Source organism: Zhouia amylolytica AD3, from assembly GCF_000511935.2.
In the GTDB taxonomy this organism is placed as follows: Bacteria; Bacteroidota; Bacteroidia; order Flavobacteriales; family Flavobacteriaceae; genus Zhouia; species Zhouia amylolytica.
Genome location: NZ_AYXY01000019.1, coordinates 459,041 through 479,484 on the forward strand (window position 1 = coordinate 459,041; position 20,444 = coordinate 479,484).

Sequence of the window (20,444 nt, forward strand, 5' to 3'; positions counted from 1 at the left end):
ACTACTGTTCTTTTTCAGTATTCCTGAAGTAAATTTTATCTTCCAACCATTCCTGCACTGCTATTGCATGAGGTTTAGGCAGTTTTTCATAAAACTTAGAAACTTCTATTTGCTCTTTGTTCTCAAATATCTCATCCAGACTATCTGTATATGTAGCAAACTCCTCTAACTTTTCAATAAGCTCTTTTTTCAGCTCTGCATTAATTTGTCCTGCTCTTTTTGAAATGATAGAAATTGCCTCATAAACATTTTCTGTAGGCTGATCTATTTTATCCCTGTTATATGTCTCTGTAGAAACAGGGGCATTAGAATTTCTTAAATCGCTCATCTTCTCTATTATTTACTAAACTTTTGTAATTCGTTATCTATAACTGCTAACATTTTGTCAGCATCTTTTTGATATTTTGTTTCTGGAAAATATTTCAACAACGTGGTATAAGTACTTTTTGCAGCACTTAATCGCTCTTCCATTCTTGCATAAATACTATTAACAGCCAGATTATATTCTGCCGTCATCTTATAAAACAAAGCATCTTCTCTGTATATTGATCCTGGTGAATCAGATAAAAATAGTTCAAATGATTTAATAGATGCTTTATAGTCACTTAAAGTATTGTATTGCTTAGCAACTTCAAAAGCCTTTTTATCCAACTTATTTCTTAATTCGCGAGCCATTTCATTAGCTTCACTCATATAGTCTGAACTCGGATAATTATTAATAAAAATTTGAAGTTTGTCAATCGCCTCATTCGTTTCGGTCTGATCATTACTATATTTAGGAGACAACATAAACTTACTTTTTGCACTCAAAAAAGCCGCTTCTTCCGCTTTATCACTTCTTGGATAAGACTTAGAAAATCGTTCAAATTGATATGCTGCAAGATAGTAATCTTCCGTTTGATAATAAGCGTCTGCAAAGAAATAGAGAATACGCTCACCTTGAGGTTTCCCAACATAACTAGGTGCGATTTGCTCAAACAAACGCAAGGCTCTTTTGTAATCACCTGAGTCATATAGTTCCTCTGCTAAATCATATTTAGCCTTTACATCTGTATTCTTGAGTGTTTTTTGGTACTCACTACAAGATGTAAACAAAAGTGAAGCTACTAATATCAGGGTATAAATGTGATTGCTTTTAATCATGCGGCAAAATTAGGTAAATATCCGGTATTAAAAAAACTATTTTAGCTAGCTAATTTAATGGAATCTTTTAAATAAAGCCTAGAACTTAAATAAAGTTTTAACATTTATACCCTGACATGCTATTTCTTAAATAGCACTTTTTATTTTTTCCTTCAGAGAATCACTGGCCTTAATAAGAGGTAGTCTTACTGTATCTTTACATAAGTTGAGCTCTTGAAGTAAAGCTTTAATACCAGCAGGATTTCCTTCTTCGAAGATGTGATCTATTGCATCCATTACTTGAAAATGAAGCTCACTGGCTTCTTTTGAGTTTCCTTTTAAAGCTAAACGAACCATTTCAGAAAATTGATTTGGTAACCCTTGACCAATAACAGAAATAACACCACTACCGCCAGCTAAGGTCATAGGTAAGGTAATCATGTCATCCCCTGAAATAATGAGAAAATCTTCCGGTTTCTCTTTGATCAACCTCATTGCTTGCACCATATCCCCTGCAGCTTCTTTAATAGCAATAATATTATCGAAATCTGATGCTAACTTTATCACCGTTTCTGGTAGTAAATTAGAGGCTGTTCTACCCGGAACATTGTATAAAATGATTGGCAACGGAGAAGCCTCAGATACCGCTTTAAAGTGCTGATAAATCCCTTCCTGTGTAGGTTTATTATAATAAGGAGAAACCGATAAAATAGCATCAAAATCACCCAAATCTGTTTCCTTCAATTCCCTAACTACATCTAAAGTATTGTTTCCTCCTATACCCAATACAAGTGGTAGGCGTTTATTATTTGTTTTAACTATTATTTCTTTAACCAACTCCTTTTCCTGTTTAGACAATGTTGCACTTTCGGCTGTTGTCCCCAATACCACCAAATATTCAACTCCTCCATCAATAACATGATTTACAATGTTGCCTAATGCCTCAACATCAACACTTAAATCAGACTTGAAAGGAGTGACTAGCGCAACTCCTGTACCTGAAAATCTAGACATAAACTATATCTTATTTAAAATCGATAAATATTTAATTAACTCTCTTTCAAAACCCTTGTAATTATCTAAATGAGAATCAATCACAAGGTTATTATACATTGTACTTTTTTGTCCAATCCCTACCCTAAAATCAGCCTCTACAATCGAAGACATAAATAACAAAGGTAAATTATGCTCATCATAAAAACTGATCACTAAATCGTATTTCCGTTTAATTACATCATCTATTTCAGGATCTTTCACCTCACCATTTCTCTTTATAGTTTTATCATTAAAAACGGGAATAGGATATGACTTCTCTTTTTCAATTCTGTTGAGATATCCTATTATACGATATGACTCTCCTCTAATATTTAATTTCTGCATCAATTCTTCAAAAACTTCTAAATTTTTAGTCTTTTCAAAATTAATTACTACTAACATTGACGATACCTTATTACTTTTGCCTTCTACATTAACCGCCAATTCACTTAACCGTTTTTCAATAATTTTTAAAACAGATTTTTCTTTGTATTTTTTTAAAACCATATAACTTTAAGTTCTAATGCAAAGTTAGAACTAATAAATATTACTTCTGCAAAATTAAAAACCTTATGCAATTAAATATAAAACATTTTGTTATATTTTTCACCTTATTGTGTTTTTCTTGTAACAACCAAAACACAAAAATTACTGAGATAACTGGCCGACAATTATTAATAAATGACACTTTAAAGGCTGCTGACAGTATTGACGAATACCTTATTCCTTATAAACAACAGATCAACAAAGTTCTAAACCAACCCATTACTTATAATCCGAAAACATTAAGCAAATATGAAGGTGAATTCAACACCGCTATTGGAAACTTATTAGCTGATATTGTTTATGAGCAAAGCAATCCAGTATTCAACAAAAGAACTGGCAAAAACATTGACTTTGTTCTTCTCAATAATGGAGGCATTCGATCTATAATTTCAGAAGGGGAGGTTACTATACGAACTGCGTATGAAGTAATGCCTTTCGAAAACAAAATTGTTGTTGTTGAACTATCTGGGAATAAAATATTGGAAATGATTCAGCACCTACAAAAACCTGGGAAAGCTCAACCTGTCAGTCGTAATGTTGAAATTGCCTTAAATAGGGATCTCACTCTAAACAAACTCCTTATTAATGGTAAAACTGTAGATAAAAACAAAAATTATTTTGTTGCTACATCTGATTATTTGTCAAATGGTGGAGATGGTATGTTATTTTTTAAAGAACCAATAAGCACAACAAACTTAGATTACCTAATTCGAAATCAATTAATTGATTATTTCAAAAAGGTCGACACAATCCGCGCTACTATTGATAACCGATTTATAAAACTGTAATTAACTGAGAACATGAAAAGAAGAAATTTTATACAAAACACCATTGCAAGTTCAGCTTTTCTGGGTCTCGCAGGTCTGAGTCTAAATTCGTGTAATGAAAATAGCAAAAAGCACATAACTATCCTTCACACTAATGATGTTCACAGCCATATTGATCCATTCCCTAAAGATCATGGTAAAAACCCTAATCAAGGAGGTGTTGCAAGACGTGCCACCCTAGTAGACAATATTAGAAGGGAAAACCCCAACACATTACTCTTTGATGCTGGTGATATCTTTCAGGGCACCCCATATTTTAATTTCTACGGGGGTGAACTTGAATTTAAATTAATGAGTATGCTTAAATATGATGCCGCTACTATTGGGAATCATGATTTTGATAATGGGATAGATGGTTTATACGCTCAATTACCTCATGCTAAATTTCAGTTCCTTTCGGCAAATTATGACTTTAAAAACACCATAATGGATTCTCACGTAAAACCATACACCATCTTCATTCGTGACCAAGTCAAAATTGGTGTTTTCGGGCTTGGGATTGAATTAGATGGACTTGTAGATAAGTCTCTCTACAAAGAAACAATATATAACAATCCAATTGAAATTGCTCAAGACATAAGTAGAGTTCTAAAAGAAGAGGAAAATTGCGATATTGTAGTTTGTCTATCCCATCTTGGCTACAAATACAATTTTGAAGGAAAAGTCTCAGACATATTACTTGCTAGAAATACCGAACATATAGACTTAATCATTGGAGGACATACACATACCTTTATGGAGCAACCTGAGATCGTTTTAAACCGAAAAGAAAAGGAAGTTTTAATCAATCAAGCTGGATGTTTTGGTATTTATATGGGTAGAATTGACTTTTTCCTGGATAAGGATAAAAACATACAATCAAAAGGGGTTACGATTTCAGTTTAAAATCATAAGCAACGATGAATTTTGTTAAGAAATAATAAGCAATCACCTGCGCAATGACATTGGTTAATTCAAAAAAAGAATTATGTGAAAAATACATATTGATACCATTAATAACATCTCCAACTAAAAAAGTCATGGCAATTATCAAGGTATACATTGTCATTTTATTTTCTTTATTAAAATAACTCATAATTGACACAACAGTAAAGGCACTTAGTATAATTGAGTAGAACATCACCGGGGTCAATAAGTCTCCTAATTGGTCACCAAAAATATCTTTAATTGAATAATTATAATAAATAAACCACAACACAATTACTGGTAAGGCCGAGAACAGTAATCGCCGAACCCTAACATCTTGCAACATTTCGAAACAAAAACGGATAAACACCAAATGTCCTAAACCAAAGAACAAAAGTGTCAACTCTACTGCCCCTTTGAAATTCAACAAAGAAAACATATCTCCTAAAAAATAAAAAATAAGCAATGTTAACGTATAGAGATGATGTTTCTTTTTAGAACTTGTATAAATGATATAAACCACAGGAATTAAACTAACCTTTGCGATACTTATCAGAAGCTTCAATTGAAAAAATTCTGCTAGTAGATATAGCACTGCCACTGCAATAAACACATAAGTCAGTTTTTGTTTAATCATAACATATTTAAAAATTGTTCTTCAGTAATCAAAGGGATATCAAGTTTTGATGCTTTTTCTTTTTTACTAGGCCCCATCTTATCGCCGGCCACAACATATGAAGTTTTTGTCGAAATCGAAGATGCAACTTTTCCGCCGTTATCTTCAATTAATTTTTTCAATTCGTTTCTTGTTACTTTTTCAAAAACTCCAGATACGACAAAACTATAACCTTTGAGCTTATCTGTCTGATTTTGTAGATTTTCTGTTGAAATTTCTAGTTGAACTTCATGTTTTTTCAAACGCTCAATAATTACTACATTTTGTTCATTCTTAAAAAAATCAATAACACTTTCCGCTATTTTCTCCCCAATTTCATCTACCTGAATCAAATCCTCCTTTGTAACAACCATTAATTTATCTATTGACTTATATTCTTTGGCTAATTTTTTAGCCACAGTTTCCCCAACAAATCTAATTCCTAGTGCATACAATACCCTTTCAAATGGAATACCTTTCGATTTCTCTATACCATTAATAAGATTCTCTGCCGATTTATTGGCCATCCTCTCCAAAGGCAATACTTGTTCTTTGGTTAGGTCATACAAGTCAGCATAATCATTTATAAGCCCTTCCTTATACAGCAATTCTACAGTTTCTGCCCCTAACCCCTCAATATCCATAGCCTTTCGCGAAATAAAATGCTGTATTCTTCCCGTAATTTGGGGAGGACATCCATAATAATTTGGACAATAATGTTGTGCTTCTCCTTCTTTTCGAATTAACTCAGTACCACATTCAGGACAATGAGTTATATAATTTGTCATTAAAGAGTCAGATGTTCTTTTAGTAAAATCAACCCCGGTTATTTTCGGTATAATTTCACCTCCCTTTTCTACAAAAACAGTATCTCCCAATCTAACATCGAGTTTCTTTATCTGATCTGCATTATGCAAAGAAGCTCTCTTAACTATGGTTCCTCCTAATAAAACAGGTTCTAAATTAGCTACAGGAGTAATTGCTCCGGTTCTACCTACTTGATACGTTATGGTTTTCAAAACCGTAACTGCCTGCTCAGTTTTAAACTTATAAGCCATTGCCCATCTCGGGGATTTCGCCGTATAACCCAATTCCTCTTGGTACTGAATAGAATTCACTTTAACCACTACTCCGTCAATTTCGTAAGGAAGGTCATCCTTACGATTTTCCCAATATTCCACGAACTCCATTACTTCAGCTGTATTTTTACATAATTTAGCCTCCGATGGCACCTTAAACCCCCATTTTCTTGCGGTTTTTAAAATATCGTATTGTGTAGAAATACCTAAACGTTCTCCAACAATACTATACAATAAACATTCCAAAGGACGCTTTGCCACTTCTGCACTATCCTGCAACTTTAAACTTCCACTAGCAGTGTTTCTAGGATTCATGTATGGATCTTCACCATTTGCAATTCTTTCTTGATTCATTTTAATAAACCCTTCTTTTGGCAAAACGATCTCACCACGAATATCAAATCTTTCAGGGTAATCTCCATTAAGTTTTAAAGGAACAGAACGAATAGTTTTCACATTAGCAGTTACATCATCACCCTGAAATCCATCTCCTCTTGTTACCGCTTTTAATAAAGCACCATTTTCGTAGGTTAGATTCATCGAGGCTCCGTCATACTTTAATTCGCATGTAAATTCTAGACTCACTTCCCCTAAAATTTTTTGAATCCTTTTTTCCCAGTCCTCCAAATCCTCCTTGGAATAGGAATTATCTAAGGAATACATTCTAAAATCATGAACAACGGTTTCAAAATTCTTAGTGACCGCTCCTCCAACTCTTACTGTTGGTGAATTAGGATCGTTATACTCTGGATACTTAAACTCCAAATCTTGCAACTCCTTTAACATCATATCAAACTCATAATCAGACACCGTAGGAGCATCTAATACATAATAATTATAGTTATGCTGTTTTAATGTTTCTCGAAGTTGCTCTATTTTTTGTTGAATTGCTGACACAGGTATCATTTTTTGAGAATTATGAAAGGGCAATTTAATTAAAATAAAGCTAATTTCTACCTTTTATTTAATTCCCGAAACACTCAAAATCAACAACGAGAATACAGGAAAGCTACTAATCTATAACAAGATTCATGCAAATAAAATACACTCCATTCAGATCATTAAAAGTCCTTCAGATTAAAAAACTTCAAAAGAAAAAGTTAGACACTAATGAAGTATTAAAATAGCGAAACACTTTATTGTAATTTAATAGAAAAAATCCAATAAAATTATCATTATCCTCTCAACCAAATACATTGAAAATCGATTTAAAGAAGTAACAATCTTCAATAATATAGTTTTAAGAAGAACAAATAGTTATAATCAAACTAACGATTCAAATATGTCTTTTCAATGCCTAATATCAAAATGATTCAAAAAAGTTCTTACGACCTGAGAAATAAAAAAGACAGTGATCAAAAAAGCTAAGGTAATTTCAGCGAGTGAAAACTGATTGAAAATTCCTGAGAAAGATAGGAATACGAGCGAAAAAATAGTACTGCCCAGAGCCACGGGTAATGCTCTAGCAGTTTCGGTTAAAAACTGGTTCATTCTACTCATAACTTGTTGATTTAGGGCTTGCTTCTTAAAAAAGCAAGGAAACAAACATAATAAATTAATCTATATTTCTCACAACAAAACAGTTAAAAAACAGTAATTCATAGATGAAAAATCTAAATTCATCAAGAATAACGTTAAGCAAAAGAAGTTCTAATCATCCTATCATTACCACTTAGATCTTTCTTAACAATAGTATTTTTAAATCCAAATTCATCCAACATATCGGTTGTGTCTTTGGCCAAATACTGATTAATTTCAAAATATAAATTCCCCTCTTGATTCAAATGGTTCGAAGATAGCCGCGCTATTTGCTTATAGAACAACAAGGGATCTTGATCTGGTACAAAAAGAGCTGCATGAGGTTCAAAATCAACCACATTACTTTTCATTTGCTCCTTTTCCAAATATCGTACATAAGGAGGATTGGAAACAATTATATCATATTCACCCAATAAACTTTCCAGTTTTAGTATGTCCGCCTGTAAAAAGTTAATATCAACATGATTATTTAAAGCATTTTCTTTAGCAATGTCAAGAGCTTTCCCAGAAATATCTATAGCGGTCACCTCGACAAGCGGAATGTTTTTTGACAATGTAATTGCTATACAGCCACTTCCAGTGCCAATATCTAATATCTTAAGAGGTTTAATTTTATCCTTACAATCTCTAATTATCCAATCCACTAACTCTTCAGTTTCCGGGCGGGGTATTAAAGTCTCATTATTCACTCTAAATTTTAAGCCATAAAAATATGCCACTCCTAAAATTTGCTGAATCGGCTTTTGTAATTTTAAGTCATCTAAAGCTTTAAAAATAATGGTTTCTTCCTTTTTGGATATTACTTTATCCGGCTCTAAAATGATATCTATTCGTTGAATATCAAAATTATGATCTAGCAACAAATAATAAAACCTGTTAACCTCTTTAAAATCATAAAGATCATCTAATTCCTTATGAAAAATATCCTGGATATCATTTAATCTCATTACAATAATTCTTTCAACATCCATACAGGACATGAACAATGACCTGTATCACCCATAGGGTTGTCTAAATATTTAAAACCTACCTTTTGATATAGCTTTTGAGCAGCCAACATATTTGGCATGGTCTCCAAATAGCATTTACTGAATCCATATTCTTTTGCCTTTCTCAGGCACTCTTGCATCATTTTATAACCGATCCCTTTACCTCTGGCCTCTTCCAGAAAGTACATTTTTTGCAGTTCACAAATATTATCATCACAATTTTCGAGCTGGGCAACTCCTGCACCTCCAAGAAGCCTCCCATCATACTCAACAACTAAATAAGCTGCCTTGGCTATATTATATGTCTCATACATCATATCCAACGCCTCATCAGCATAGGCGGTTCCAACCTTTGGGACATCATGCTCCAACAACACCTTTCTTAAAACTAGTGCCAACTCAACATCATCTTCCGGCGTTATTTCTCTTATTATAAATTCACTCATACCTAAAGAAAGTACTATTTTTGTGTTTGAAAAGAATTTACAGGCTCTGATTCACCTAAAATAGGATGGCGTGAATATACACGAAAAATACATAAATCGATGCATTGAATTAGCTAAAAACGGTCTTGGAACCACATATCCAAATCCGTTAGTTGGCTCAGTTGTTGTTTATGATGATAAAATAGTTGGTGAAGGATGGCATCAAATAGCTGGTGGGCCACATGCCGAGGTTAAAGCGATAAACTCAGTTAAAGACAAAACGGTGTTGAAAAAATCGACAATTTATGTTAGTCTTGAACCTTGTAGCCATTTTGGAAAAACCCCTCCATGTAGTGACCTGATTATATCCTCTGGAATCAAGAAGGTAGTTATCGGTACTATTGATACTTATGATAAAGTATCAGGCAGAGGTATCAAAAAAATGATAGAAGCAGGTTGCGATGTTACTGTTGGTGTTTTACAGGAAGAGTGTCAGGAATTAAACAAACGCTTCTTCACTTTTCATAATAAAAAAAGACCTTACATCATTTTAAAATGGGCAGAAAGCAATGATCACCTTATAAGTCCTTTAGAAAAGGATAAAAAAGAACCCGTTTGGTTAACAAATCAATATGCCCGGCAATTAGTTCATAAATGGCGTAGCGAAGAACAAGGCATTTTGGTAGGCACAAATACGGTACTTCATGATAACCCACGATTGAATACTCGTGACTGGAAAGGTAACTCACCAACCAGAATAGTCATCGACAAAACTTTAAAAACATATCCAAACCATTCTATTTGGGATGGAGAAATCAACACCATTATTTTTACCGAAAAGCAATTAAATAGGCTGAATTCAAATATTACTCTAAAATGGATTGACTTTAACAAACCTATCCCATTGCAAATATGTGAAGAACTCTATAAAGAAGGAATTCAAAGTTTGATTATTGAAGGAGGGGCACAAACCCTACAGAGTTATATCGATTTAGAATTATGGGATGAAGCCAGAATATTTAAAAGTAATATCAAGTTAATTAACGGTATATATGCCCCCCTAATTAACCACCCAGTAAACAACTCGAAAAAAATTATAAGGAACCAATTGAATTTTCATAAAAAACATGATTAAAAATATAATCTTTGATTTTGGTGATGTATTTATCAATCTAGACAAACCCGCAACCGTTAATCGGTTAACAGAAATAAATGGAAAATTTACGGTGTCGGATAAAATGGATCAAATGAACAAATTCTATGAAAAAGGACTTGTAAGCACATCCGAATTTGTTAGCTTTTATATGAGTATCTTCCCAAAAATAAGTAAAAACACGCTTATAGATGCATGGAATGCTATTATTTTAGACCTTCCAGAAAATCGTATTGAGTTTCTGGAAAAATTATCCAAAGAAAACAATTATCGCCTATTTTTATTAAGTAACACCAACGCATTGCATATTGATCATGTAATTAAAAATATAGGGGCTGAGCGTTTCAATAGGTTTAAAAATTGTTTTGAGCAGTTTTATCTATCTCATGAAATTAACTTCAGAAAACCTGATCTCGATATTTATAAGTTTGTCCTTAATGAGAACAACCTAAAACCGGAAGAAACTTTATTCATTGATGACGTAGAGGAAAACACCACAGCTGCTGCAAGCCTGAATATTATCACTTGGAACCTTAAACCAGGAGTTGATGAAGTTACCACTTTGTTAGAACAAACTTTCTTATTATAATTACAAAAAAGTATATCTTGAAAGACACCTACAAAACCATCACAACACCTTCAACAGAAACTCTTTACAAAGAAAAAAATAGTAAATTCTTCGGTTATGCCTTCCCTATTAATAACGAAGATGAGGTAAAACCCATTTTAGAATCTTTAAAAAAACAACATCATAGTGCCCGCCACTGGTGCTACGCATGGCAACTAGGTACAGACCAAAACATATCTTTTCGAGCAAACGATGATGGTGAACCAAATAATTCTGCAGGAATGCCCATTTATGGACAAATTCAATCATTCGAACTCACCAATATTCTAATAATCGTTGTCAGATACTTTGGAGGAGTTAAGCTAGGTGTCGGCGGGTTAATTACAGCATATAAGACTACCGCACAATACGCCTTGGAGGGAGCAGATATTGTTGAAAAAACGATCGACAGTGAATTTGGACTTTATTTTGAATACAAGAACATGAATAAAGTGATGCGAATTGTAAAAGAAAAAAATCTTAACATCATAGATCAAAAAATGGAATTAGATTGCTTCATAAAAATCTCTGTTCGAAAAAAAGAAGCTGGAAAAATCAAACAAATTTTTGATAAGCTTTATGGGGTTACCCTTAAAGAACTATAACTGCTCCAAAATATAATCAGGACATCTTGTTGGACGATTTGTTTCCATATTTATAAAGGCTAAAACGGTATTTCCTTCCAGTAACAATTCTTCCTTCTCATTCCATATTTCATAATCGAATTCAATCTTAACCGATGGCGTTTTTTTCAGTCGGGTTTTTATTGTTAAAAGATCGTCATATTTGGCTGACTTTTTATAAGACATTTGTAAACTAATAACTGGCAGCATTATACCACTTTCCTCCATTGACCTGTAAGATACACCTAAATTTCTTAACCACTCAACACGTCCTAACTCCAGATACTGCGCATAATTCCCGTGATAAACGACTCCCATTTGATCAGTTTCCGCATAACGAACCCGAATGTTAATTTGATGATTATTGTTCAAATTTTGAATTATTTTTTGTATGTTAACAAAATGTAAAATTAAGTTAATAAGAATGCGAAAAAAAAACGATATATTCAACCCCTATTCCATTTTTTTTTTCAATTTTTTGTTCACATATTTGTTCACATAAAGAGAGGTGAAAAACCTTCTTTAGAGATTTTAATCTAACCTGCTAACAATTAAAATATTACTTAACAAATGAATCTAACTGCGGAATCGGTATGGGACAACTGTCTAGATTTTATAAAGGACAATATTCAACCCCAAGCATACAAAACCTGGTTTGAACCCATAAAATCGATTAAGCTAACGGATAATGCATTGAGTATTCAGGTACCAAGTAAATTTTTCTACGAATGGTTAGAAGAACACTACGTTAAACTTCTGAAAGTTGCCTTAAGAAGAGAATTAGGGGAAAATGCCAAATTGATTTACATTATTAAGATGGAAAACACTTATGGCAACAAACAACCTTTCACTGAAAAAATACCAAGTTCAAACAGAGCTAATTTGCAGCCGCAAGAATTAGATGTGCCTGTAAAGAAGAAAAGTCCGGAATTAAAAAATCCATTTATAATTCCCGGAATTAGAAATATCAAAATAGAATCACAACTCAATCCTAACTATAATTTTGACAATTTTTTAGAAGGTGATTCCAACAGACTTGCAAGATCTGCGGGAATGGCGGTCGCTAACAAGCCAGGAGGTACATCTTTCAACCCGTTACTGATTTTTGGTGGTGTTGGACTAGGTAAGACCCATTTAGCACATGCCATCGGAGTTGAAATTAAAGATAAACATCCCGACAAAACTGTTTTATATATTTCAGCAGAAAAATTTACTCAACAATACATTGAGTCTGTAAAAAAGAACACCCGGAATGATTTTATTCATTTCTATCAATTAATTGATGTGTTAATTATTGATGATGTTCAGTTTTTCTCTGGAAAATCAGGTACCCAAGATGTATTCTTTCACATATTTAATCATTTGCACCAGAATGGTAAACAAGTAATATTAACCTCAGATAAAGCCCCTGTTGATATGCAAGATATTGAACAGCGTCTATTATCAAGATTTAAATGGGGGTTATCGGCTGAATTACAAAATCCAGATTACGAAACAAGAATTTCCATTTTAAACAATAAGCTTTATCGAGATGGTGTTGAAATGCCTGAAGAAATCATTGAATATGTGGCTCAAAACATCAAAACAAATGTACGAGAATTAGAAGGAGCAGTAATTTCTCTCATTGCACAATCATCTTTTAACAAAAAGGAGGTAACTCTTGATCTTGCTAAACAAATAGTTGAGAAGTTTGTTAAAAACACAAAAAGAGAAGTTTCCATAGATTACATTCAAAAGGTTATTTCTGATTACTTCCAAATGGATGTTGAGACTTTACAATCTAAAACTCGTAAACGTCATATCGTTCAGGCGCGTCAATTAGCCATGTTTTTTGCTAAAAAGTATACGAAGGCTTCCCTTGCCAGCATAGGTTCACAAATCGGAAAAAGAGATCACGCAACTGTATTACATGCCTGTAAAACTGTAGACAATCTCGGGGAAACTGACAAACAATTCAAAAAATACATCGAAGACCTCACCAAAAAATTTGCACAATAAAATGCAGAAGAAAGTTCTAATGGTCTGTCTAGGCAATATCTGTAGATCGCCATTAGCGGAGGGAATACTCAAAGACAAAGTAGATCCAAGTTTAGTATATGTGGATTCAGCAGGAACAGCCGGATATCATGTGGGTGAACAGCCCGATCCAAGATCAATTGCAATTGCCCAAAAACATCTGATCGATATTACCAATCAAAAATGCAGGCAATTTCAGGTGACTGATTTTGATAATTTCGATTTCATTTTTGTAATGGATCAGAGCAACTACCAAAATGTTTTAAGACTTGCCAGGAATAAGGATGATCGTATGAAGGTAGACTATATTTTAAACTTATCTCATCCGAAAAAAAACCTAGAGGTTCCAGATCCTTATTATGGTGGTGATCAAGGTTTCGAAAATGTATTCAACATGCTTAATAAGGCATGTGATATCCTACTCGAGAAACTGTAATAATTTATATTATCTTTACTTTAAATTGAAATTCTATATATTTTGGGTAAATCACCACAAGGAAAAGTTTTTTTAATTCCCACAACGCTAGGAGAAATTGGTCCGCTAGAAGTACTGCCTTTATCAATAAAACGTACAGTTGAGGCGGTAAATTATTACATTGTCGAAAATGAAAAGACTGCCCGGGCATTTATCAAAAAAATAGCACCAAAAAAATCTCAACCGAGCTTAAACATTCAATTACTTAACAAGTATACAGACGACACTGAATTACCCTCCTTCTTAAATCCTTGTTTAGAAGGAAAAGACGTGGGTATCATTTCAGAAGCTGGGTGTCCAGGGGTTGCTGATCCTGGTGCAGAAATTGTCAACATTGCTCATCAAAAAAACATAAAAGTTGTTCCTTTAGTTGGCCCCTCCTCCATATTAATGGCCTTAATGGCAAGTGGTATGAATGGCCAAAGCTTTGCCTTCAATGGTTATTTACCCATCGACAAAGGCGAAAAAAAGTCCGAAATTAAAAAGCTTGAACGACGTTCAAAAGAATTGAATCAGGCTCAAATATTTATAGAAACACCTTATCGAAACGATAAATTATTAAAAGATTTTGTCGCCACCTTAAACTCCAACACCAAACTATGTGTAGCATGCGACATTACTCTTCCATCTGAAGAAATAAAGACACAATCAGTAGGCAACTGGAAAAACACCAACATTGACCTGCACAAAAGGCCTTGCATTTTTATTTTTCAAGCATAAAAAAGCCCCGCTGGTTACGAGGCTTTTTTAACTAGCTAATTAAAATCTAAATTCTAGCTTTCTTGTTTGGTACTATATAAGAGGTATCATAACCTGCAAATTTTCTCATATAATACGTAACAGGAACGCCATTTCCGTCTTCGAACTTTATCAATCCTCCTGAGCGTAGGTAATCTTTGACTGCCCCTGGCCCAGCCAAGTGAGCTGCAGCTAACATACCAGATTCGGTAATTTTAATTCCATTATATACGCGTCCTTTATAGCGCTTAATGTAATTCCTTAACACCCATTTATTACGCTCTAAATTTGCAATAAATGCTCTTTCTTGTAATTCAGTATCGTTTAAAAACTCATTAGTGTCTTTAATACCAATCAATTTCAATGTTGACCTACCAAACTGATATTTACCCAAATATCCGAATTGATTCACAACAAAATAATCTCCTCTCGATTCTTTAAAAGCTAAAGCTTCCTTGAAACCATTAAAAGATTTTCCTAAAAAAGGTGGTTTAACTTCTTCTGCTAAATCCTCCTCTTCGGCAGATACCGTATAATTAATAGGCTCATCAACCACATAATCCTCATCCACCTCTACAACTTTTTTTGTGTAAGTAAAGCCTAAACTTATTAATACAAAAACGGCAACTAATCCATGTAAAATAATCGCGCCTTTTCTCATAAATTTATATTTCTTCAAGACTCACTTTTAGGGCCAAAATCAGGTGCCTAAAATGCTCAAAAATTTAGGGCGCAAATGTACAACTTTTTTAGAAATCTGAAAACCAGATCGTTAAAGTTTCCTTAAAACTCGTTAACGGTTAATTTTTTGGCTATTTAACCAACGAACATATTGCTGTTTATTGACGTTGTGTTGAGCTAAAGTTTTAGCGAATTTATGGTACCCAAAGTTCTTAGTATCAGCCACAAAATAAAGGTAATTATGTTGCTCTGAATTTAGCACTGCATCGATGGAAGAAATATCCGGCATTGTGATGGGGCCAGGGGGAATTCCTGCATATTTATATGTATTGTACGGAGAATCCAATTCCAAGTCCTTATATAACACTCTTTTTATAACGGTATCAAAGTTATTTTGATGCTTTTTAATAGCATATATCACTGTAGGGTCGGCTTGTAATGGCATACTTCTTCTAATTCTATTTAAATACACTCCTGCCACTCTTGGACGTTCATCTACTTTCGCCGTTTCCTTTTGAACAATAGCAGCCAAGGAAATTACTTCCTCTTTTGAAAGATTCAATTTTGCCGCCTTATTCGATCTATCATCATTCCAAAACCGTTCATATTCCTTTAGCATGCGGTCTCTGAACTCATCTGCAGAGGTATTCCAAAAAAATTCATAACTATTTGGAATGTAAGGAACAAGTGCTGTATCATCTGATAGATTGTTGGTAGTCAAAAAATCTTTGTCGGTTAAAGCATTAACCAATGAGAGACTATCAGCCTCTATTTGCGAAGCTATTCTTCCGGCAAGCTTTTCAAGGGTCTCCTGGTTATTAAAAGTCACATTAATAGGGATATTATTACTTCTTAGCGTATTAATAATATCATTATTGTTCATTCCTTTCTCAATACCATATTTCCCGGCCTTAATGTTATTAATGTAGCCCTTTTTATCAGCTACGTCTTCAAAAGAATTAACGCTCTTTAACAATGGCTTTAACTGTTCTTTCACATCTTTAAAGCTCGCATTGGTTGGAATATACACATATGCCACCTCATTATTAAATTGTGTGTTTGGTGAAAAAATAGCACTATAAATATTATAGACGATTGCACCTCCAACAATAACACCCACAAGAGCCATTACCACCAAAATCTTTCTTATATACATACTTATTTTTTAATTTTTTGATATAAAATTTCATTTAAATATCCTCTGGAAGTCCATTTCCAGTCTTTCTTGACCCCAATTTCTTCAAAACCCAATTTTTTAAACAAACTTATACTTGGTTTATTACTTTCTGCAATATTACAATATACCTGATGAAGACCAAGATGTTCAAATCCATAGGTTATTAACAACCTTAATGCTTCCTCGCCCAGCCCTTTGCCTCTATTTGCTTCATTCAGAATAATTATACCTATTCCAGCCCTTTTATTCTTGGGGTCGAAATCAAATAGATCTATAAAACCAATGAGTTCCTTCTTTAGGGTATTTATGGCCAATCGCAATTGTTTAACCTCATAGATATCTCTATGTGCATTGGCAAGATATTCCTCTAGTACAAATTTCGAATATGGACTTAATGTCTCACTAACCTCCCACACGGTCGTATCGTTCTCCAATTTGTATAAGAAATCTATATCTGATGGCTCTAAAGCCCTTAGAAAAACCTTATTCCCTTTCAACATCACCACTCCACAACCCCTTTAAATACTTGTTTAGCCGGTCCCTGAAGAAATACATTTTCAAAAACATCTCCATTTTGTTCAAATGACACCTTTAACTTGCCTCCAGGTGTATTTAGGGTTACCTCTGTTGCCTCAGTTTGTTTGGTTACAAACATGGCTATTCCAACTGCTGTTACACCTGTTCCACATGAAAAAGTTTCATCTTCAACACCTCTCTCATAGGTTCTAACTGAAAAAATGTCAGGAGCTGTTTTCTGAACAAAATTAATATTACTCCCTTTTTCTCCATATTTCCCATATCGAAGCTTAGCACCTTCTGTTTTAACATCAAATTTTTCAAGGCCACTTACCATTTGAACATGATGAGGAGACCCCGTATCCAGAAAGACATAATTATCAAACTGTTCAACCTTCAGAACATCGATCATTTGCAACCTAACGGTATCATCATCTATGCTTGCATGATGCAGTCCATCTACAGCATTAAAGCTCGCAGTGTTTTCAATTACTCCCAGATATTTAGCAAAAGCCACCAAACACCGTCCGCCATTACCACACATGCTACTTTCATTACCATCGGCATTAAAATAGACCATTTTAAAGTCTGTCTTTTCGTCATTCTCAAGTAAAATTAAGCCATCTGCACCTATCCCAAACCTTCGATCGCAAAGATGATTTATAAGTTTGGTATCATTTTTGGGAAAATCTAATGAACGATTATCGATCATTACGAAATCATTTCCTGTTCCTTGATATTTAAAAAATTGTAAAGTCATTTCAATATATAGTTGAACGGCAAATATACAATATTGTGTTGCTTTTTTCCATTGTTAAACTGCCGTTAAAGTTAAGATCTGGGAAAAATAATGAAGTAATTTTAAATGTTAATTAATACAAAGAATAAAAATATGAAACGATTTGCAAGCTTATTATTTGTATCCGTTTTAGGTGGTGTCATCACTCTTGGCGCTTACAAAGCTTTTGTTGAAAAAGAAAACATAGTTGTAGACACAAAAGCAGGAGAACCTAAATTTGTTACCACTAATTATAATGGAGCTACTCCTCCAAACCCAATTGCTGATGTTGATTTTACAGAGGCCGCAGACAAAACTGTTCACTCTGTAGTACACGTTAGTAATGTCTCAGTCCAGGAAGGCCCTACTAATCTATTTGATTTTTATTTCGGTTATGGAGGTAGAGAACAAACCAGGGTAGGCACCGGTTCCGGGGTAATTATTTCACCAGACGGATATATTGTAACCAACAATCATGTTATAGACAATGCTACCAAACTTCAAGTAACTTTAAATAATAATAAAACTTACGTAGCCGAATTAGTTGGTACTGATCCATCTTCTGATATAGCCCTCATAAAGATTAAAGCTGATGATGAATTACCCTATCTTGCCTTTGGGAACTCGGACAATACTAAAATTGGAGAATGGGTGTTAGCTGTTGGAAACCCTTTTAATTTGACATCCACAGTTACAGCAGGAATTATTAGTGCCAAAGCCAGGGATTTAGGAAAAGGACAGTCGTTTATTCAAACCGATGCGGCTGTTAATCCTGGAAATAGTGGAGGAGCATTGGTAAATACGAATGGTGATTTAATTGGAATAAATACTGCCATCACCTCTCAAACCGGTTCATATATTGGATATTCCTTTGCAGTTCCAAGTAATATTGCAAAAAAAGTTGTTGATGATTTATTGGAATATGGAAATGTTCAAGAAGGTATTTTAGGTGTAAGAGGGTCTGAACTGAACTCAAAAAATGCTGAAGAATTAGGCATTGATGAAACAGCTGGATTTTACATCGCTAAAATTGTGGAAGATTCCGGAGCAGATCAGGCAGGGTTGAAAGAAGGTGATATTATTAAAAAAATAGACAATCAGAATATCAACTCATTTTCTCAGCTCACCGGTTTCTTAAAATCTAAACGACCTCAAGATGTTGTAAATGTTACCGTTTTAAGAGATGGCAGGGAGAATACGTATCCAGTAACACTACTTAAAAATCAGACTTATGTAGTGAGGCCATTAGGTATAGTGGTTAAAAATATGTCCAGCAAGGATAAAAAAAGATTCAAAGGCTCTGGAGTTAAGGTAACTGAAGTTGTTAAAGGAATGGAAAATTATGGTTTTGAAGGAAAGCTAATCATTCAAATTAATGATGATACCATCGAAGATATAGACGACGTTAAAAACGCAATTGAAGGAGCCAATAATTATAATGCTTTGAGCATTGTTCTTTTAAATCAGGAAGGAGAAAAAGAACGCTTAATTTTTAGAATGTAGAACCATTAGATCATATTAAAATTTAGACAGGTCTCCAATTGGAGGCCTGTTTTCTTTTGAGATTCTCTTTTCAATTGGTTCTTAATTTTAGTATCTTTACATATATTTCCAATGGCTCATAAAAACTATCATATATTCATTAAAACTACCCGTATTTCGATTTTATTCTGTCCCATATAATTAAGTTTTCTGGCCTTTACACTTTTCATTACTGAATTACTTATTCGTTAATAATACTAACCAATAAAATCTAAAAAAATGAAAACTTTTATTTATGCACTCTTTTGTTTTATTTGTGCTTTCATGATCTATGGATGCGACAATGATGATGATGACAATGGTAATATGACCTCACAGTTACCTGATAACCTTCCAGATGTTAATAATGCTACATTTTCCAATTCAACCAGTATAACAAATAACCTCTATGGCCCCCTCCAAACGAAATTTATATTTATGAAGGTGGAGAAGTCGGGATGGAACCTGAAGAAGAAATTATACTAGAAAGAAGAACCTCTACAAGGGAAGTTATGGGAGTTATTTGCATTATTCAAAACGATCGAGTTTATGTTGATGATATCTTAATAGAAGATACTGATGATTGGCTTGCTCAGGACGATGATGGTAATTTATGGTATTTCGGTGAGATAGCCTCTAACTATGATGATGAAGGTAATTTTGAAGATAATGAAGGATCCTGGGAGTCTGGTGTTGATGATGCATTAGCGGGATATTGGCTACCCGCGAACCCCATTGTAGGTCAAAAATATTATCAAGAATGGTATGAAGATGAAGCTGAAGACCAAGCTGAAGTAATTGCAATTGGTGAAACGGTGACTATTGAAATTGGCACCTATGAAAACTGTATAGTTACTAAAGACTTCACCCTTCTGGAACCCGATGAGTATGAGTTAAAATATTATGCTCCAGGCATTGGATTGATTAAAGAAGAAAAGTATGAAGATGAAGAACTAACCGAAATTGTTGAACTTATAGAAATAATAGAAAAATAAGCCGTTTAATCGTATTACAAAACTTAATATTTATGTATTTT

General features: G+C 33.8%; 24 protein-coding genes. 11 read left to right on the plus strand and 13 right to left on the minus strand.

The genetic code is table 11. From position 1 onward, the window contains the following. Window position 1: 1 nt before the first annotated feature. The 4 genes from P278_RS06670 to P278_RS06685 form a co-directional block, all read right to left on the minus strand. Window positions 2-328 carry a DNA-directed RNA polymerase subunit omega gene (locus tag P278_RS06670; RefSeq protein ID WP_038264104.1) on the minus strand — a complete coding sequence of 109 codons (327 nt, stop codon included), beginning with the start codon at window positions 326-328 and terminating at the stop codon, window positions 2-4. Window positions 329-336: 8 nt separating this feature from the next. After that, on the minus strand, window positions 337-1,143 hold the full coding sequence (locus P278_RS06675) for an outer membrane protein assembly factor BamD (RefSeq protein ID WP_038264106.1): 807 nt from the start codon (window positions 1,141-1,143) through the stop codon (window positions 337-339). A gap of 126 nt (window positions 1,144-1,269) precedes the next feature. Further along, window positions 1,270-2,136, minus strand: a complete 867-nt coding sequence (gene dapA, locus P278_RS06680; protein ID WP_038264108.1) for a 4-hydroxy-tetrahydrodipicolinate synthase — start codon at window positions 2,134-2,136, stop codon at window positions 1,270-1,272. 3 nt (window positions 2,137-2,139) lie between these two features. Next, complete coding sequence (locus P278_RS06685; RefSeq protein ID WP_038264112.1) at window positions 2,140-2,664, minus strand: DUF6913 domain-containing protein; 525 nt, start codon at window positions 2,662-2,664, stop codon at window positions 2,140-2,142. Between the two features lie 65 nt (window positions 2,665-2,729). Here P278_RS06685 and P278_RS06690 point away from each other — a divergent pair, with 65 nt between their 5' ends. Together P278_RS06690 and P278_RS06695 are read left to right on the plus strand one after the other, a co-directional pair. Then, a complete protein-coding gene (locus P278_RS06690) occupies window positions 2,730-3,491 on the plus strand; it encodes a 5'-nucleotidase C-terminal domain-containing protein (protein ID WP_038264115.1) in 762 nt (253 codons plus the stop codon). Window positions 3,492-3,503: 12 nt separating this feature from the next. After that, entirely contained in the window at window positions 3,504-4,415 is a 912-nt protein-coding gene (locus P278_RS06695) for a bifunctional metallophosphatase/5'-nucleotidase (protein WP_038264118.1), read from the plus strand. On the opposite strand, the gene P278_RS06700 is transcribed toward P278_RS06695, so the two are convergent. The 4 genes from P278_RS06700 to P278_RS06720 all read right to left on the minus strand — a co-directional run bounded on the left by P278_RS06700 (window position 4,399) and on the right by P278_RS06720 (window position 9,144). Continuing rightward, a complete protein-coding gene (locus P278_RS06700; RefSeq protein WP_038264121.1) occupies window positions 4,399-5,073 on the minus strand; it encodes a lysoplasmalogenase family protein in 675 nt (224 codons plus the stop codon). The genes P278_RS06695 and P278_RS06700 overlap by 17 nt on opposite strands. Then, window positions 5,070-7,067 (minus strand): NAD-dependent DNA ligase LigA, encoded by a 1,998-nt coding sequence (gene ligA / locus P278_RS06705; RefSeq protein ID WP_235444260.1) that lies wholly within the window; start codon window positions 7,065-7,067, stop codon window positions 5,070-5,072. Before ligA ends, P278_RS06700 begins: the two co-directional genes overlap by 4 nt. A gap of 737 nt (window positions 7,068-7,804) precedes the next feature. Then, entirely contained in the window at window positions 7,805-8,656 is an 852-nt protein-coding gene (gene prmC / locus P278_RS06715; protein WP_038265359.1) for a peptide chain release factor N(5)-glutamine methyltransferase, read from the minus strand. Next, complete coding sequence (locus tag P278_RS06720) at window positions 8,656-9,144, minus strand: GNAT family N-acetyltransferase (RefSeq protein WP_038264131.1); 489 nt, start codon at window positions 9,142-9,144, stop codon at window positions 8,656-8,658. Before P278_RS06720 ends, prmC begins: the two co-directional genes overlap by 1 nt. Before the next feature lie 70 nt (window positions 9,145-9,214). Here P278_RS06720 and ribD point away from each other — a divergent pair, with 70 nt between their 5' ends. The 3 genes from ribD to P278_RS06735 are packed head-to-tail and all read left to right on the plus strand — an operon-like array spanning window position 9,215 to window position 11,488. Next, window positions 9,215-10,258, plus strand: a complete 1,044-nt coding sequence (ribD, locus tag P278_RS06725; RefSeq protein ID WP_038264134.1) for a bifunctional diaminohydroxyphosphoribosylaminopyrimidine deaminase/5-amino-6-(5-phosphoribosylamino)uracil reductase RibD — start codon at window positions 9,215-9,217, stop codon at window positions 10,256-10,258. Further along, window positions 10,251-10,865: an HAD family hydrolase gene (locus tag P278_RS06730; RefSeq protein ID WP_038264138.1), complete on the plus strand. Its 615-nt coding sequence runs from the start codon at window positions 10,251-10,253 to the stop codon at window positions 10,863-10,865. The genes ribD and P278_RS06730 overlap by 8 nt, the downstream gene beginning before the upstream one ends. Window positions 10,866-10,882: 17 nt before the next feature. Beyond that, window positions 10,883-11,488, plus strand: coding sequence for an IMPACT family protein (locus P278_RS06735; protein ID WP_038264140.1), 606 nt, complete (start codon window positions 10,883-10,885; stop codon window positions 11,486-11,488). Here the strand turns inward: P278_RS06735 and P278_RS06740 are convergent. Continuing rightward, a complete protein-coding gene (locus tag P278_RS06740; RefSeq protein WP_139226609.1) occupies window positions 11,483-11,878 on the minus strand; it encodes an acyl-CoA thioesterase in 396 nt (131 codons plus the stop codon). The two genes, P278_RS06735 and P278_RS06740, sit on opposite strands and share 6 nt — an antisense overlap. A 198-nt stretch (window positions 11,879-12,076) precedes the next feature. Between P278_RS06740 and dnaA the strand changes: the two genes are divergently transcribed. Genes dnaA through P278_RS06755 form a run of 3 tightly spaced genes read left to right on the plus strand, consistent with a single transcriptional unit; the run spans window position 12,077 to window position 14,717 of the window. Beyond that, window positions 12,077-13,504, plus strand: a complete 1,428-nt coding sequence (gene dnaA / locus P278_RS06745; protein ID WP_038264144.1) for a chromosomal replication initiator protein DnaA — start codon at window positions 12,077-12,079, stop codon at window positions 13,502-13,504. A 1-nt stretch (window position 13,505) separates the two neighbouring features. After that, window positions 13,506-13,958: a low molecular weight protein-tyrosine-phosphatase gene (locus P278_RS06750; RefSeq protein WP_038264147.1), complete on the plus strand. Its 453-nt coding sequence runs from the start codon at window positions 13,506-13,508 to the stop codon at window positions 13,956-13,958. A 42-nt stretch (window positions 13,959-14,000) separates the two neighbouring features. Continuing rightward, the gene (locus P278_RS06755) at window positions 14,001-14,717 is read left to right on the plus strand and encodes an SAM-dependent methyltransferase (protein WP_038264150.1); all 717 of its coding nucleotides are present in this window, start codon (window positions 14,001-14,003) and stop codon (window positions 14,715-14,717) included. A 46-nt stretch (window positions 14,718-14,763) separates the two neighbouring features. On the opposite strand, the gene P278_RS06760 is transcribed toward P278_RS06755, so the two are convergent. The 4 genes from P278_RS06760 to dapF form a co-directional block, all read right to left on the minus strand. Beyond that, on the minus strand, window positions 14,764-15,414 hold the full coding sequence (locus P278_RS06760; protein ID WP_394331291.1) for a lysozyme family protein: 651 nt from the start codon (window positions 15,412-15,414) through the stop codon (window positions 14,764-14,766). A 114-nt stretch (window positions 15,415-15,528) separates the two neighbouring features. Then, window positions 15,529-16,572, minus strand: coding sequence for an endolytic transglycosylase MltG (mltG, locus tag P278_RS06765; RefSeq protein ID WP_038264156.1), 1,044 nt, complete (start codon window positions 16,570-16,572; stop codon window positions 15,529-15,531). 2 nt (window positions 16,573-16,574) lie between these two features. Further along, window positions 16,575-17,099, minus strand: coding sequence for a GNAT family N-acetyltransferase (locus tag P278_RS06770; RefSeq protein ID WP_038264160.1), 525 nt, complete (start codon window positions 17,097-17,099; stop codon window positions 16,575-16,577). Next, window positions 17,093-17,869 (minus strand): diaminopimelate epimerase, encoded by a 777-nt coding sequence (gene dapF / locus P278_RS06775; protein ID WP_038264162.1) that lies wholly within the window; start codon window positions 17,867-17,869, stop codon window positions 17,093-17,095. The genes P278_RS06770 and dapF overlap by 7 nt, the downstream gene beginning before the upstream one ends. Window positions 17,870-18,001: 132 nt before the next feature. Between dapF and P278_RS06780 the strand changes: the two genes are divergently transcribed. From P278_RS06780 to P278_RS06790, 3 genes are all read left to right on the plus strand, one after another. Beyond that, complete coding sequence (locus P278_RS06780) at window positions 18,002-19,390, plus strand: trypsin-like peptidase domain-containing protein (protein ID WP_038265363.1); 1,389 nt, start codon at window positions 18,002-18,004, stop codon at window positions 19,388-19,390. A 258-nt stretch (window positions 19,391-19,648) separates the two neighbouring features. After that, the gene (locus P278_RS06785) at window positions 19,649-19,894 is read left to right on the plus strand and encodes a hypothetical protein (RefSeq protein WP_152973902.1); all 246 of its coding nucleotides are present in this window, start codon (window positions 19,649-19,651) and stop codon (window positions 19,892-19,894) included. Beyond that, window positions 19,867-20,403, plus strand: coding sequence for a hypothetical protein (locus tag P278_RS06790; RefSeq protein WP_051413444.1), 537 nt, complete (start codon window positions 19,867-19,869; stop codon window positions 20,401-20,403). Before P278_RS06785 ends, P278_RS06790 begins: the two co-directional genes overlap by 28 nt. The last annotated feature ends 41 nt before the right edge of the window (window positions 20,404-20,444 follow it).